15 protein-coding genes and 2 pseudogenes are annotated in these 13,611 nt (G+C 75.4%); 16 read left to right on the top strand and 1 reads right to left on the bottom strand.

Translation table 11 applies throughout. The annotated features are described in order from the left end of the window. Nucleotides 1–33 precede the first annotated feature (33 nt). From secA2 to ACGFIZ_RS28820, 5 genes and pseudogenes are all read left to right on the top strand, one after another. Nucleotides 34–2,328 (top strand): accessory Sec system translocase SecA2, encoded by a 2,295-nt coding sequence (gene secA2, locus ACGFIZ_RS28840; protein WP_393424645.1) that lies wholly within the window; start codon nt 34–36, stop codon nt 2,326–2,328. A gap of 208 nt (nt 2,329–2,536) precedes the next feature. Further along, on the top strand, nt 2,537–3,277 hold the full coding sequence (locus tag ACGFIZ_RS28835; RefSeq protein ID WP_393424642.1) for a GAF and ANTAR domain-containing protein: 741 nt from the start codon (nt 2,537–2,539) through the stop codon (nt 3,275–3,277). 110 nt (nt 3,278–3,387) lie between these two features. Continuing rightward, nucleotides 3,388–3,888 carry a DUF2231 domain-containing protein gene (locus ACGFIZ_RS28830; RefSeq protein ID WP_393424639.1) on the top strand — a complete coding sequence of 167 codons (501 nt, stop codon included), beginning with the start codon at nt 3,388–3,390 and terminating at the stop codon, nt 3,886–3,888. 123 nt (nt 3,889–4,011) lie between these two features. Next, a pseudogene (locus tag ACGFIZ_RS28825) lies at nt 4,012–4,507 on the top strand (GNAT family N-acetyltransferase). Beyond that, nucleotides 4,504–5,265 (top strand): class I SAM-dependent methyltransferase, encoded by a 762-nt coding sequence (locus ACGFIZ_RS28820; RefSeq protein ID WP_393424635.1) that lies wholly within the window; start codon nt 4,504–4,506, stop codon nt 5,263–5,265. The pseudogene ACGFIZ_RS28825 and the gene ACGFIZ_RS28820 overlap by 4 nt, the downstream one beginning before the upstream one ends. Nucleotides 5,266–5,311: 46 nt before the next feature. Here ACGFIZ_RS28820 and ACGFIZ_RS28815 read toward each other — a convergent pair whose 3' ends face one another. Continuing rightward, nucleotides 5,312–6,262 carry a DUF3500 domain-containing protein gene (locus ACGFIZ_RS28815; protein ID WP_393424632.1) on the bottom strand — a complete coding sequence of 317 codons (951 nt, stop codon included), beginning with the start codon at nt 6,260–6,262 and terminating at the stop codon, nt 5,312–5,314. Nucleotides 6,263–6,367: 105 nt separating this feature from the next. On the opposite strand from ACGFIZ_RS28815, the gene ACGFIZ_RS28810 reads away from it, so the two are divergent. The 11 genes and pseudogenes from ACGFIZ_RS28810 (at nt 6,368) to ACGFIZ_RS28760 (ending at nt 13,609) form a co-directional block, all read left to right on the top strand. After that, nucleotides 6,368–6,745, top strand: a complete 378-nt coding sequence (locus ACGFIZ_RS28810; protein WP_393424629.1) for a signal peptidase I — start codon at nt 6,368–6,370, stop codon at nt 6,743–6,745. 136 nt (nt 6,746–6,881) lie between these two features. Further along, complete coding sequence (locus ACGFIZ_RS28805) at nt 6,882–7,343, top strand: cysteine dioxygenase (RefSeq protein ID WP_393424626.1); 462 nt, start codon at nt 6,882–6,884, stop codon at nt 7,341–7,343. A 61-nt stretch (nt 7,344–7,404) separates the two neighbouring features. Then, on the top strand, nt 7,405–7,902 hold the full coding sequence (locus ACGFIZ_RS28800; RefSeq protein ID WP_393424623.1) for a rhodanese-like domain-containing protein: 498 nt from the start codon (nt 7,405–7,407) through the stop codon (nt 7,900–7,902). A gap of 51 nt (nt 7,903–7,953) precedes the next feature. Further along, nucleotides 7,954–8,646 (top strand): winged helix-turn-helix domain-containing protein, encoded by a 693-nt coding sequence (locus ACGFIZ_RS28795; RefSeq protein ID WP_393424620.1) that lies wholly within the window; start codon nt 7,954–7,956, stop codon nt 8,644–8,646. Between the two features lie 328 nt (nt 8,647–8,974). Next, nucleotides 8,975–9,580 (top strand): winged helix-turn-helix domain-containing protein, encoded by a 606-nt coding sequence (locus tag ACGFIZ_RS28790; protein ID WP_393424616.1) that lies wholly within the window; start codon nt 8,975–8,977, stop codon nt 9,578–9,580. Between the two features lie 17 nt (nt 9,581–9,597). Beyond that, complete coding sequence (locus ACGFIZ_RS28785) at nt 9,598–10,236, top strand: uridine kinase (RefSeq protein ID WP_393424613.1); 639 nt, start codon at nt 9,598–9,600, stop codon at nt 10,234–10,236. A 171-nt stretch (nt 10,237–10,407) separates the two neighbouring features. Continuing rightward, nucleotides 10,408–10,806: a TraR/DksA family transcriptional regulator gene (locus ACGFIZ_RS28780; RefSeq protein ID WP_393424610.1), complete on the top strand. Its 399-nt coding sequence runs from the start codon at nt 10,408–10,410 to the stop codon at nt 10,804–10,806. A 41-nt stretch (nt 10,807–10,847) separates the two neighbouring features. After that, nucleotides 10,848–11,129, top strand: a pseudogene (locus tag ACGFIZ_RS28775) (DUF72 domain-containing protein); the annotation flags it as partial. A 270-nt stretch (nt 11,130–11,399) separates the two neighbouring features. After that, the gene (locus tag ACGFIZ_RS28770) at nt 11,400–11,828 is read left to right on the top strand and encodes a DUF2267 domain-containing protein (RefSeq protein ID WP_393424607.1); all 429 of its coding nucleotides are present in this window, start codon (nt 11,400–11,402) and stop codon (nt 11,826–11,828) included. 203 nt (nt 11,829–12,031) lie between these two features. Beyond that, nucleotides 12,032–12,322 (top strand): hypothetical protein, encoded by a 291-nt coding sequence (locus tag ACGFIZ_RS28765; RefSeq protein ID WP_393424604.1) that lies wholly within the window; start codon nt 12,032–12,034, stop codon nt 12,320–12,322. A 9-nt stretch (nt 12,323–12,331) separates the two neighbouring features. Further along, the gene (locus tag ACGFIZ_RS28760; RefSeq protein ID WP_393424601.1) at nt 12,332–13,609 is read left to right on the top strand and encodes a cupin domain-containing protein; all 1,278 of its coding nucleotides are present in this window, start codon (nt 12,332–12,334) and stop codon (nt 13,607–13,609) included. Nucleotides 13,610–13,611: the final 2 nt, after the last annotated feature.

The following is a 13,611-nucleotide window of genomic DNA, read 5'->3' as shown; positions in this document are numbered from 1 at the left end:
CGAGCCGGCCCGAGTCGCGTACCGTTGCCGCTCATGGGTGTGTCGCAACGGTTCAAGAGCAGGTTCCGGCGGTTCCTCCAGCGGCCCGGCACCACGGTCGAGCTGGCCCCGCTGGAGAAGCTGCTGCCGGCCATCGAGGCGCGCGAGGACGAGCTCTCGGCGCTGACCGACGCCGAGCTCACCGAGGCCGCCGGCTCCGCCTCGGGGTACGAGGAGATCTGCGCCATCGGCCGGGAGGCCGCCCGCCGCGGGCTCGACCAGCGGCCGTACGACGTGCAGCTGCTCGGCGCCATGGCCCTGCTGTCGGGCAAGGTCGCCGAGATGGCCACCGGTGAGGGCAAGACCCTGACCGCCACGATCGCCGCGTACGGGCACGTCCGGCTGGGCAACGGGCCGGTGCACGTGCTCACCGTCAACGACTACCTGGCCCGCCGGGACGCCCAGTGGATGGAGCCGGTCTACACCCTGCTCGGGCTGACGGTCGGCTGGGTCAACGAGGCGTCCACGCCCGCGGAGCGGCGCGAGGCGTACGCCTGCGACGTCACCTACGTCTCCGTCAGCGAGGCGGGCTTCGACTACCTGCGCGACCAGCTCGTCACCGACCTCGCCGACCGGGTCCAGCCTTCGCTGAAGACCGCGATCGTCGACGAGGCCGACTCGATCCTCATCGACGAGGCCCGGGTGCCGATGGTCCTCGCCGGCGCGGTCGCCGGCGAGCAGGACCCGGTGCACGCCGCCGCGGCGCTGGTCCGCGGCCTGCGCAAGGGCAAGCACTACACGGTGGCCGAGGACGGCCGCAGCGTCGCGTTCACCTCCGCCGGCCTGGCCGCGGTCGAGGCGAAGCTCGGCGGCATCGACCTCTACGACGAGGAGCACGTCGGGCAGCTCTCCGCGGTCAACGTGGCGCTGCACGCGCACGCCCTGCTGCACCGCGACATCGACTACATCGTCCGCGACGACAGCGTGGAGCTGATCGACGAGATGCGTGGCCGGGTGGCCCAGCGCCGCCGCTGGCCCGACGGCCTCCAGGCGGCCGTCGAGGCCAAGGAGGGGCTGGACGCCACCGCCGAGGGCGAGGTGCTGGGCACCGTCGCGGTGCAGGCGTACATCGGGCTCTACCCCACGGTCTGCGGCATGACCGCCACGGCGGTGCTGGTCGGGGACCAGCTGCGCGAGTTCTTCGGCCTCGAGGTCGCGGTGATCCCGCCCAACACCCCCTGCGTCCGGGAGGACGAGCCGGACCGAATCTACGCCACCCGCGCCGAGAAGGACGAGGCGCTGGTCGACGAGATCCGGCGCTGCCACGAGGCGGGCCGTCCGGTGCTGGTCGGCACCCTCGACGTCAAGGAGTCCGAGCAGCTCGCCGCCGGCCTGAACGCCGCCGGGGTGCCCTGCGTCGTGCTCAACGCCAAGAACGACGACGAGGAGGCGGCGATCATCGCCGAGGCCGGCAAGTTCGGCGCGGTGACCGTCTCCACCCAGATGGCCGGCCGGGGCGTCGACATCCGGCTCGGCGGCAGCGACCAGGCCGACCGGGACCGGGTCGCGGAGCTGGGCGGCCTGTACGTCATCGGCAGCGGCCGGCACGACAGCCGCCGCGTCGACGACCAGCTGCGCGGTCGGGCCGGGCGGCAGGGCGACCCGGGCGGCTCGGTCTTCTTCGTCAGCCTGGAGGACGACCTGGTGGTCCGGCACGCCGGCGACGCGGTTCCCGCCTCGCCGCGGATGAACGCCGATGGTCTGGTCACCGACTCGCAGGTGGACTACGCGGTGGAGCACGCCCAGCGGGTCGCCGAGGGTGTCAACCACGAGATCCACCGCAACACCTGGCGCTACAGCGTGGTGATCGAGCAGCAGCGCAAGGCGCTCGCCGAGCGGCGGGAGCGGCTGCTGACCAGCGACGTCGCCGCGATCATGCTGCTGGAGCGGGTGCCGGACAAGGCCGGCGAGATGGACGAGGACCTGCTGGCGCGGGTCGCGCGGTCGATCGCCCTGTACCACCTCGACCGGCTCTGGGCCGCGCACCTGGCCGAGCTGTCGGAGGTCCGCGAGGGCGTGCACCTGCGGGCGTTGGGGCGGCTCGACCCGCTCGACGAGTTCCACCGGGCGGCCGTGCCGGCGTTCAACGCGCTGATCCCCGAGATCGAGACGCGCACCATCGACACGTTCACCGAGACCGAATTCGACGAGGACTGGGAGCCGGACTCCGCGAAGCTGGTCCGGCCCAGCGCCACGTGGACGTACCTCGTGCACGACAACCCGTTCGGCTCCGAGCTGGACCGGCTCATCGCCTCCGTCGGCCGGCGGCTCAGCTCCGCCTCGCGCTGACCGCCCGCGCCGGCCACGGGGCACCGTGGCCGGCGCCGGGGCGGCCGCCCTTACCGCCGTTGACCAGGCACGGCAGGCCGTTTCGGCCCGTGCTGGCAGGGGTAGTACGCCGGGTCCGACGAACCGGGAGAGAGCTGACGATGAGACATCCGAGGGCCGGCGCGGTCGCGTGCGCGTCGGTTGCGCCGACGGTGGGGGCAGTGGCCCGGTGAACCTGGAGACGCAGGCGCCCGGCAGTGAGACCCTGGGCGCGCTGGAGACGGCCGCGCTGCTGCGGGAGTTGACCGCCGGCCTGATCGCGGTGACCGATTTCGACGAGGCGCTGGCCCACCTGGTGCGGATCGCCCGGGAGGCCGTGGCCGGGGTCGCCTGGTGCGGCTTCACCGCCCTGCGCGCCGGGGAACCGGCCGGGGTGGCCGCCTCCGACCCCGCCCTCGCGGGCCTGGACGACCTGAGCCACGGCCCCGACTCGCCGGCCATGAGTGCGATCCACCGCCGCGAGATGGTCCTCTCGGAGGACCTGCGGCGGGAGGAGCGCTGGCCGTCCTGGTCGGCGCGGGCCCGCGAGCTGGGGGTGCGCGGGGTGATCTCCGCCCCGGTGGACGTCGACGAGCAGGTCATCGGGGCGATCAACCTGTACGCCTCGGCGGCCGAGGCGCTGAGCACCCGACACCAGCTCACCGCGATGCTGCTCGCCGAGCACGCCGGGCTGCTGCTCGCCGCCGTGCGCGGGCGGGAGCGGCAGGCGGCGCAGGCCGACGAGCTGGACTCCACGCTGCTCGGCGAGGGGGTCGTCGGCCAGGCGATCGGCGTGATCATGACCCAGCGGGGCTGTCCCGCGCCCGAGGCGTTGCAGGTGCTGCGCAGTGCCGCCACCTCGCTGGACATCCCGCTGCGCGAGGTGGCCGAGCGGCTGGTCGTGACCGTGTCCCGTCCCCGGGGCGGCTGAGGCCGCCTCGGGACTGTCCGATGTGCGTCCCCATCGGCCGGTCGTTTCCCATCCCGTACCCGCGGGTAGCACTCTGGACTGGGAAGCTGACGCGACCAGGGGAGGATGCCATGGAGAGCCGGCTGCGGGTGCAGGGGCAACCGATCCAACCGATGCTCGTGACGTTCCCGTACGGGCTCTTCGTCTGCGCCACGATCTTCGACCTGGCGGATGTCGTCGGCGGGCCGGTCTTCCTCGGCGAGGTGGGCTACTGGACGTGCGTGGCCGCCCTGGTGGCCGCCGCGCTGTCCACCGTGGCCGGCATGGTCGACCTGTGGGACGCCTCGGGCGGTCGTACCCGGCGCACCAAGATTACGTTCAACCTGGTCAACGCCGGGATGGCGGGGCTGTTCCTGCTGACCTGCCTGAGCCGGGCGCACTCGCCGCAGCGCGGCGCGTCCGGCCTCGTGCTCGCGATCGAGCTGGTCGCCCTCGGGGTCGGCGGGGTCGGTGTGTGGCTGGGCTCCCGCCTGCTGCGCCAGTTCGAGGCCGACCGTGCCGAAGCGAGCAGCATCGGGGCGCTGAGCGGCGTCGCCGGCTCCACGGTGGAGGTCGTCCGGCCCCGCGTGTGAGACGCCGCCCGCCCCCGCCACCGGGCCAGACGTGGGCCGGGCGGGCGGATCCACGCCGTGTCGCCGACATGGGGGTGTCCGGGCCGCGCGGATGCCGCAATGTCGGCGACGTGAAGCCGATCATTGGCGGCCCTCGCGCTGTCCGTACGCCCTGACCAGGAGGATCTGGTGGCGCCAGTGGTCAAGTCGCTGGCCGAGGCGTACGTCTTTCCTGAGCACCTGGCCGAGGCTGATCTGTGACGGCGACCGGCTGGTCGGCTTCGTGATGGCCTTCGTCGACATACCGTGGGGCGACGATCCCGGTGACCTGCGCTCTGGCCTGTGGCGGCTGAACATCGCCGCCGACGCCCAACAGAACGGCTACGGCCGGTTCGCCGTCGAGGCCGTCTGTGCCGAGATCGGTGCCCGCGGGGGCACCCGGGCGTACGTCACCTGGAAGCCCCGGGTCGGAGGGCCGGAGAAGTTCTACCTGAGGCTCGGCTTCCGGCCGACCGGCGAGCAGAGCGGCGGCGAGACCGTCGGCGTACTGGACTTCGAAGACCCCGGCCGAGCCGCTGCCGCGGCACGGCCTGTCGGGTGCGCCACCAGCCCGGGGACCGGCGCCAGGCTGGTCGGATGAGCGAGGACCGCGACTTCGAGGATCTGGTCGCCGAGGGCGCCGCCGTCCCGGTGCAGGGCTGGGACTTCTCCTGGCTGCGCGGGCGGGCCAGCGAGGAACGGCCCCCGTGGGGCTACGCCCGGCTGGTCGCCGACCGGATGGCCCGGGCCGACACGGCGCTGGACATCGACACCGGCGGCGGGGAGGTCCTCGCCGAGGTGCCCCGCCCACCGCGCCGGCTGCTGGCCACCGAGGCGTGGCCGCCCAACGTCGAGGTGGCCCGGCGGACGCTGCGCCCGCTGGGCGCGACCGTGCTGTGGGTCGCCGAGGACGCGGCACTGCCGCTGCGGGACGCCGCGCTCGACCTCGTCGTCAGCCGCCACCCCGTGCACACGCCGTGGGACGAGATCGCCCGGGTGTTGCGGCCGGGTGGCACGTACCTGTCCCAGCAGATCCGTGGTGGTACCGTACGGGAGCTGAGCGAGGCCCTGCTCGGCCCGCTGCCGCCGCCTACCCGGCAGCTGCCCGAGCAGGCCGTGGCCGCCGCCCGGGCGGCCGGCCTGACCGTGATCGACCTGCGCGAGGCCACGCTGCGCACCGTCTTCCACGACATCGCCGCGGTGGTCTACTTCCTGCGCAAGGTGGTGTGGACGGTGCCCGGGTTCACCGTCGAGCGGTACCGGCCGCAGCTCGCCCGCCTGCACGCCCGGATGGCCGCCGAGGGCCCGTTCGTCGCCCACGCCCGGCGGTTCCTGATCGAGGCGATCAAGCCCGCCTGAGTCAGCTCTCGCCGCCCGCCCTGGCGGCCGACCCCCGCGCGGCCCGTCAGCGGTGCGCCTCGGCGTGGTGCTCGGCGAGCACGTCCGCGCCGAAGTCGCTGGCCGGCCGGCGCAGCACGGTGTGCGCGTGGTTGCCGTCGTCGGCGGTGTTGTCGTACTCGATCAGCAGGTCGTCGCCCTGCACCCGGTAGTAGTGGCGCTGCCCCGGCCCGGTCGGGCCGGCCCAGGCGAAGTGCAGCGGCCCCGCGGCGACCCGGCGGGCCTCCCGCGCGGCCAGCTCCGGCGGCAGCCGGTCGAGGTAGAGCGCGACGAGCTGGTCCAGCAGCGCCCGGCCGGTGGGGCCGAGCCGGTCGCCCGGCACGCCGAGCGGCGCGATCGGCCCGGACACCTGGGGGCGGGTGGCGCTGACGATGTCCCCGGGGGCCTCGTCCGCGACGATCGCGGCGGCGCGGCCCGCCGGGCCCAGCGCGTCCAGCAACGCCCGGGCCAGGTCCTCCTCGGGGCCCAGCGGCCGGGACACCGGATGACCGGCGTGCCGGACGGCGGCCGGGTTCGCGCCGAGGAAGATCGGGGCGGGGGACACCTGGTCGTCGACCACCGTCATGCTCACCGACAGGTGGTGGCCCTCGAACCGCCAGGCCCACCGGTCGTCGCGGCCGGGGTCGCCGAAGACGGCCACCCAGTAGTCGCCGCTGTGCCGGCCCCGCCGCCACCCCTCGGCCCGGTCCAGCACCTCCTCCAGCGCGACGACCGCCATGGCCTGGGCGTACGCCGCCGGGCTGAGCGCGGTGGCCAGCAGCCGGTGCGCGGCCTTGCGGCCGGCCCGGTCCAGGTCGGCGAGGCAGGCGCCGGGCCGCGGGCGCGGCCGGTACTCCAGCCACCGCCGGGCCGTGTCGTCGTCGAACGGGTACGCCGCGCGCGCCCGCCCCGGCTCGCCGAGCGCGTCCAGCAGCGCGGTGGCGGCCGCGCGCATCTGCTCCGGTAGGGGATCCTCCACCGACCCTGTATACCGCGCGCCCGCGCCCGCCGGGGTCAACCCCCGGTCAGCGGCGCGAGCCGGCGCCGGCTGGTAGCTTGCCGACCCGTCGGGTGGGGAGGGGCGATGGACGACACGGTGTACGTGGGCAAGGCCGGGTTGGACGGGGCGGCCGAGGGCGGCTGGCTGCTCGGGCACTTCCGCCCGCCCGGCGACCCCCGGCACAGCACGGACGTCGAGGTGAAGTGGGGCGTGCACCCGCCGGGGGAGACCCGCTCGCAGTGGGCGACCGGCGAGCGGCGTACCGCGCTGCTGGTGCTGGTCAGCGGGCGGTTCCGGGTCGAGCTGCCCGACCGCACGGTGGTGCTGTCCGAGCCGGGCGACTACGTGGTGTGGGGCCGGGGCGTGGACCACTCCTGGTACGCCGAGCGCGAGTCCGTGGTGCTGACCGTGCGCTGGCCGTCGATGCCCGGGTACCGGGTGGCGCCGCCGGTCCGCCGCTGAGCCGGACCCGCGCGCCGGGCAGGAGCGCCGGGCAGGGCAGCGCCGTCCCACCATGCGAAATTACCTACTAAACCTATAGGCTTTACCATCTATGGTGGTGGTGCCCGCGTCGCCCCGACTCCCGCGAGGTCCGCCGATGGTCACCAGTCGCCGCCCCGAGCCCGACCTGCTCGCCGTTGCCGCCCGGTACGCCGCCGACCCGGCCGGCTGGCCGGTGCCGCTGCGCTTCGACCCCGACCAGCGCTGGTACGCCTGCCTCGACGCCCGCCCCGACCACGAGGTGTGGGCGCTGAGCTGGCTGCCCGGCCAGGGCACCGACCTGCACGACCACGGCGGCGCCTCCGGCGCGTTCCTGGTCGTCGCCGGCGTCCTCACCGAGGAGACGGTCGGCGGCGGCCGGTTGCGCGCGCGGCGCCTCGCCGCCGGGGCCGGCCGGCGGTTCGGCCCGAGCCACGTGCACGTGGTCAGCAACCGCGGCGACCAGCCGGCGGTCAGCGTGCACGTCTACCGGCCCGCCCTGCGCCGGATGACCCACTACCAACTGGTGGACGGGCTGCTCCGGGCCGCCGAGGTGGCCGTGGCCGGCGTCGCCTGGTGACATGAAGAACCGACCCCGCCCGGGCGGGCGCGACCGCCCGGCGCTTCCGGAAGGACCGAGAATGCCGTACCTGCCCGCGCCCGCCCAGGCGTGTCCCGTCCCCGTGCCGCCGCCCGGCTCCCGGGGCATCGACGAGATCCTCGCCGCGGCCCGTTCCCGGCTGCGCCGGCTCGACCCGGAGCAGGCGCACCTGGCGTACCGCGGCGGCGCCCTGCTGGTCGACATCCGGCCGGCTGGCCAGCGCGCCGCGCACGGCACGGTGCCCGGCGCCCTCGCCGTCGAGCGCAACGTGCTGGAGTGGCGCTTCGACCCGCGCTGCCCCGCCCGGCTGCCCGAGGCCGTCGACTACGACCTGCGGGTGGTGGTCCTCTGCCAGGAGGGCTACACCTCCTCGCTCGCCGCCGCCGCGTTGCAGGACCTCGGGCTGCACCGCGCCACCGACGTGGTCGGCGGCTTCGCGGCCTGGCGGATCGCCGGCCTGCCCACCCTCGGCCCCACGCCCCCGCTGCGCCCCTCGCCCGTCGCGCCGCCGGTCGCCGCCGGCCCGGCGCGCCACTGACCGCCGCGCCCCGCCGTCGCGGCGGCGGCACCGCCATCCCAGGAGGCACCCATGTCCGTCGTCGCCATTTCTCTCCGCCCCGAACCGGGCCGGGCCGAGTGGTCCCCGCAGGGCCGCCCCGACCGCGCGCCGGCGTGCCGCGTCGACCGGGTCCCGCCGCGTCATACCCGGTCCGCGCTGACGTTGACCGTGACCGTCGAACTCACGCCCGGAGGGCTGACGCCCCGGCTCGCCCGGCTCGTCGAGCTGCTGCGGGAGCTGGCCGAGTCGGGGGAGGGCGCGCTCCTCGCCGGACCGGCGGAGCCCCACGGCGCGACCGCGCCCTGGCCCACCCCGGTCGAGGGGTCACCCGGCCCGTCGGAGGCGGCCGGGGTGGCCGCAGGGCCCGTCGGCGAGCCCGTCGCGCCGCGGCCCCTGGCCGTCGTGCCGCCGCCGGAGGACCCGCACGAGGTGCGCATCCTGGCCGCGTCCCGGGTTGTGCGGCAGGGGCGCCGGGCGATCCCGCTGACCCGCATCGAGTTCGACCTGCTGCTCTTCCTCGCGCAGCACCCCCGGCGGGTCTTCACCCGGCCCCAGCTGCTCGCCAACGTGTGGGGCTACGAGCACGCGGTGGCCCGGACCGTGGACGTGCACGTGCGCCGGCTGCGGGTCAAGCTCGGCGCCGCGCCCGCGGTCGACACGGTGTACGGCGTCGGCTACCGGCTCGCCGAGGAGGCCCGGGTCAGCATCGACCCGGACCGCTAGGCACCCCGCCTCGGCGACGACCGACGCGGCGCATCCCGGCCCGGGATGCGCCGCGTTCGCGTGCCGGGGTCGCCCGCGCTTGCGCCGGCGCCCGGCGGCGGGTTGGACAATGCGCTCCGCCCGGGCACGTACCCCCCGTATCCGGCCATCGCGGCGGCTCTGCTGTAATCATCAGGCCTCGTACGCAGAGCGAGCATGTGACTTCGATGTGTTCGTCAAGTGTCACATTCACGCAACGCAGCCGCCCCTGATCCTCGCACGGGCGCCGGGAGTCTCGACGCAGCGGCGTCCCGGTCCGTAGGGAGAACAGGACCAGCCAAGGAGGACCATGTCGGTCAGCCCCGCCTCGTCGCGCGCCGGATGGCATGCGTCCCAGCCCGCGGTTCCCGGTCGTCCCCCCGGTGGCCAGCGCCGCCCCACCAACAGCCCGGCACCCGTGCTGACCGTGACGCTCACCATTCCGCTGGCCGCCGAGGAGTCGATGAACCCCGCGGCACGCCGTCTGCTGGACGCGGCCCGGGAGATGCTGGAGCAGGGAGAGGGGATCGTCTCGACCGGTGTGGCCCCCGAGCGCCGGTCCGACCAGGTGCCCGGGGAACGTACCCCGGCGCGGCCCGTGCCCCCGCCCGCCCCGGCGCTGCACATCCTGGCGTCGTCCCGGTCGGTGCTGCGCGACGGCGAGCCGTTGCCGCTGACCCGGCTGGAGTTCGACCTCCTGCTGCACCTGGTCGCCCACCCCCGCCGGGTGTTCACCCGGCTGCAACTGCTCACCGCCGTGTGGGGGTACGAGCACGCCGGGGTGCGCACCGTCGACGTGCACGTACGCCGGCTGCGCGGCAAGGTCGGGATGGACGTCCCCCTGGTCACCACGGTGTACGGCGTCGGCTACCGGCTCGCCGACGACGCCCGGGTGACGATCGACCGCACCGGCTGACGGGGCACCATGGTCGGGTGCGCGTCCGACCCATCTCCCCCGACCGACTCGTCGCCGAGCTGGCCGAACGGCTGGCCGCCACCCGGGTCCCCGGGCGGTTACGGGTGGCCGTCGACGGTGCCGCGGCCGCCGCCCCCGACGAGCTGGCCGCCGCGCTGGTCGACCCGTTGCGCGCGCTCGGCCGGCCCGTGCTGCACGTACGGGCCGAGGACTTCCTGCGGCCCGCGTCGGTCCGCCTGGAGCACGGCCGGACCAACCCCGACGCCTACTACGCCGGCTGGGTCGACGAGCCGGGTCTGCGCCGGGAGGTGCTCGACCCGGCCGGGCCGGGCGGCTCCGGCCGGCTGCTGCCCACCCTCTGGGACGTGCGGACCGACCGGGCCAGCCGGGCGGACTACGTCACTCTCCCGCCCGAGGGCGTCGTGCTGGTCAGCGGGCCGCTGCTGCTCGGCGGCGGGCTGCCCTTCGACGTCGCCGTGCACCTGGAGCTCTCCCCGGCCGCCCTGGCCCGGCGCACCGACCCCGCACTGCGCTGGACCCTGCCGGCCTTCGCCCGGTACGCCGACGAGGTCGCCCCCGCCGCCTTCGCCGACGTGGTGGTGCGCGCCGACGATCCCCGCCGTCCCGCGCTGGTGGAACCGGACGGCCTCGACTGAACAGCGCGGGCGGGACATCGACGGGCCGCCCGACAATTCGCCGGTTTGGCGTGTCCGGGCCCCGGGTAATCGCCCGGCTCACAGGGCGCGGGTGATCTCACCCGCGCGCCTCACCGTCCCGGGACCGGGGCACCGCCCCCGGCGCATCAGGCTCACGAAAGGCAGGCAGCGATGCTCGTCCACGACACGGTAGGCACCGGCCGTTCCCTGGCGGAGACCGGCCAGATCCGGTCGGCCCTGCAGGCCCGCTACGACGAGCTCACCGCGGAGTACGAGCAGGCGGTGCTGCAGAGCCAGGTGCTGCGACTGGTCGAGGTCGGCGACACCGCCGGCGACGACCAGGCCGACAGCGGCACCAAGACCGCCGAACGGGACACCGCGCAGTCCCTGCTGCGTACCATCCTCGACCGTCGGGCCCAGTTCGAGCACGCCCTGACCCGGCTGGAGGAGGGCACCTACGGCTTCTGCGAGGGCTGCTCGGCGCCGATCCCGGTGGAGCGGCTGGAGATCTTCCCCTCCGCCACGTCCTGTGTGTCCTGCAAACAGTACCGGGAGCGGCGGGCCGCCTGAGACGCGCCGGATCGCCGGTCGGGACAGGACGCGACGGACGCCACCGCTCGTCCGTGCCGCCCGTGCTGGAGGCCACCGCCGACCTCGCGGTGGTCCGGTTCCACGGGCACAGCGACAAATGGACGAGCAGGGACATCCACGAGAAGTTCGGCTACCGCTACTCCGACCGGGAGCTGGCCGACTGGGCGCCGAAGCTGCGCGGGCTGGCCGACCGGGCGGGGCGGACCCACGTTCTCATGAACAACTGCTATCGGGACTACGCCCAGCGCAACGGCCAGCGCCTCCAGGCCCTCCTGGCGGAGGAAGTCACCCGTACGGGGTGAGGCCGGCTCACCCCGCCGCCGCGCAGCATGGCGGTGTGTGCGTGGTCCGTCGTGGCCGCGACGCCGACAGGTAGGGGGTGCGCAGCATGACGGTTCGGGACGTACCGGATCGACGACGCGGCAGGGTCCTGCACGTCGTCGGATCGGCCGGCGCCCGCCGCGGGGCGCGGCCCGGCCGGGTCAGCCCGACCCGGCAGTGGCGGGGCCCGTCGGGGCCGCCGCCGCGCGACGACGACCGACGGTGGCATACCGACCTACGGGGGTGGGCAGATGGCTGAGCAGCTGGAATCCGCGGTGGAGTCCTCGATCCAGAAGACCAACCTGATCCTCAAGGACATCGAGGCGGCCTACGGCTGGCCGAAGTCTCAGCGCAACCAGTCCTACTGCGCGCTGCGCACGGTGCTGCACCTGCTGCGGGACCGGATGCCGGTGCAGGAGAGCGTGGAGTTCGCCGCGCAGCTGCCGGTGCTGGTGCGGGGGATCTACTTCGACGGCTGGCAGCCGATGGACGTGCCGGTCAAGCTGAACCGGGACGACTTCCTGTTCGAGGTGCGGCAGCGCTTCCCGTACGACGTGGAGGGCGGCACCGAGCGGGTCGTGCAGGTGGTGCTGGACGCCCTGAGCCGGCACGTCACCCCGGGCCAGTTGGCGGACGTGAAGGACAACATGCCCCGGGACCTCGCGAAGATCTTTCCCTGACGCTGGCCCCGACCGGCCCGCCCCACGACCCGTGGAGCGGGCCGTTGGTCGTCAGCCGCGCGCCGGCCTCGCGCGTGTCGAACCGGCTGTGTGGTCCGGTCCGGGCGGTTACGGTGGGGTTAGAGAAGATCGCGCGTGGGGTACCACCCGCTCCACGACGAACCCCGCCGTCCGGTGGGGCGGCACTTGGCGAGGGAGCACGGATGGCACTCAACGACGACGACATGCAGACGACCGGCGGCGCGAGCGCGGAGGGCCCGGCCGACGGGGGTGCCACCGTCGGGCAGCGCGACGGCGGGGCCGACGGCGGCGCGGACCGTGGCGCGGAGCGCGGGGCCGACCGCGGGGCCGACAAGGGCGCCGAGGGCCCGGCCGACGGGGGCGCGACCCCGGGCCAGCAGGACGGCGGGGCGGATGGCGGCGCGGAGGGTCCGGCCGACGGCGGTGCCACGCCCGGGCAGCACGACGGCGGTGCCGACGGCAGCGCCCGCTGACCGAGCGCCGTGACGATCACCCGGCCGCCGGGCGGCGCCGTCCGCCCGGCGGTTCCGTCCGCCGCCACGGAGGCCCTGGCGCGCTGCGTGGCGGTCGAGCCCGCGAAGTTCGCCGCCGCCCACTGGGGACGTACCCCGCTGCTCTCCCGCGCCGTCGAGCTGCCCAACCCGCGCGGCTTCACCGACCTGTTCAGCCCCGCCGACGCCGACGAGCTGCTCAGTCGTCGCGGCCTGCGTACCCCGTTCCTGCGGGTGGCGCAGGACGGCCAGCTCGTGCCGGCGGCGCGGTACACCGGCGGCGGCGGTGCCGGCGCCGAGATCGCCGACCAGGTCCTCGACGAGCGGGTCCTGGAGCTGTACGCCTCCGGCGCCACCCTCGTGCTGCAGGGGCTGCACCGCACCTGGCCGGCCCTCGTCGACCTCGCCCGCGACCTCGGGGCCGCCCTCGCGCAGCCGGTGCAGGTCAACGCCTACCTGACCCCGGCCGGCAACCAGGGGTTCGCCACCCACTACGACACCCACGACGTCTTCGTCCTCCAGGTCGACGGCCGCAAGCACTGGCGCGTCCACCCCCCGGTGCTGCCCGACCCCCTGGAGAGGCAGCCCTGGGGCGGACTGGCCGACGAGGTCTCCGCCACCGCCGCGGGCCCGGCCGCGCTCGACGTGGTGCTCGAGCCGGGCGACGCCCTCTACCTGCCGCGCGGCTGGCTGCACAGCGCCCAGGCGCAGGAGTGCAGCTCGCTGCACCTGACGGTGGGGGTCCGCGCGCTGACCCGGTACGCCATCGTCGAGGAACTGCTCGCCCTCGCCGCCGCCGACCCCCGGCTGCGGGCCGGGCTGCCGTTCGGCACCGACGTCGCCGACCCCGAGGCGATCGAGCCGGAGCTGACCGAGACCGTCGAGGCGCTGCGGGACTGGCTGCTGCGGGCCGACCCCGCCGCGGTCGCCGCGCGGCTGCGGGCCCGGGCGTGGTCGGCGGCCCGGCCCGCGCCGATCCGGCCCCTCGCGCAGGCCGCGGCCCTGTCCACCCTCGACGCCGACACCCGGCTCACCGCCCGCCCGGGGCTGCGCTGGCGGCTCGAACCGCAGGGGCGCGGGCGGGTCGCGCTGCGCCTGTTCGACCGTACGATCACCCTGCCCGCCCAGTGCGGGCCGGCGGTACGCGCGCTGCTGACCGGCGCGGTGACCCGGGTCGGCGACCTGCCCGGCCTCGACGACGACGCCGACCGGGCGGTGCTGGCCCGCCGCCTGCTCCGCGAGGCCGTCGCCGTCCCCGCCGAGGGGTGACG

This window comes from Micromonospora sp. NPDC048830 (assembly GCF_043198215.1).
Lineage (GTDB): Bacteria > Actinomycetota > Actinomycetes > Mycobacteriales > Micromonosporaceae > Micromonospora.
This window is presented reverse-complemented; position numbering and strand designations above follow the sequence as displayed.

Bases quoted from the DNA above. Each gene is read 5' to 3' on its own strand.
- secA2 (WP_393424645.1), top strand. From the start codon at position 34: ATGGGTGTGTCGCAACGGTTCAAGAGCAGGTTCCGGCGGTTCCTCCAG.
- ACGFIZ_RS28830 (WP_393424639.1), top strand. From the start codon at position 3,388: ATGGAGAGCCGGCTGCGGGTGCAGGGGCAACCGATCCAACCGATGCTC.
- ACGFIZ_RS28820 (WP_393424635.1), top strand. From the start codon at position 4,504: ATGAGCGAGGACCGCGACTTCGAGGATCTGGTCGCCGAGGGCGCCGCC.
- ACGFIZ_RS28810 (WP_393424629.1), top strand. From the start codon at position 6,368: ATGGACGACACGGTGTACGTGGGCAAGGCCGGGTTGGACGGGGCGGCC.
- ACGFIZ_RS28805 (WP_393424626.1), top strand. From the start codon at position 6,882: ATGGTCACCAGTCGCCGCCCCGAGCCCGACCTGCTCGCCGTTGCCGCC.
- ACGFIZ_RS28800 (WP_393424623.1), top strand. From the start codon at position 7,405: ATGCCGTACCTGCCCGCGCCCGCCCAGGCGTGTCCCGTCCCCGTGCCG.
- ACGFIZ_RS28795 (WP_393424620.1), top strand. From the start codon at position 7,954: ATGTCCGTCGTCGCCATTTCTCTCCGCCCCGAACCGGGCCGGGCCGAG.
- ACGFIZ_RS28790 (WP_393424616.1), top strand. From the start codon at position 8,975: ATGTCGGTCAGCCCCGCCTCGTCGCGCGCCGGATGGCATGCGTCCCAG.
- ACGFIZ_RS28780 (WP_393424610.1), top strand. From the start codon at position 10,408: ATGCTCGTCCACGACACGGTAGGCACCGGCCGTTCCCTGGCGGAGACC.
- ACGFIZ_RS28770 (WP_393424607.1), top strand. From the start codon at position 11,400: ATGGCTGAGCAGCTGGAATCCGCGGTGGAGTCCTCGATCCAGAAGACC.
- ACGFIZ_RS28765 (WP_393424604.1), top strand. From the start codon at position 12,032: ATGGCACTCAACGACGACGACATGCAGACGACCGGCGGCGCGAGCGCG.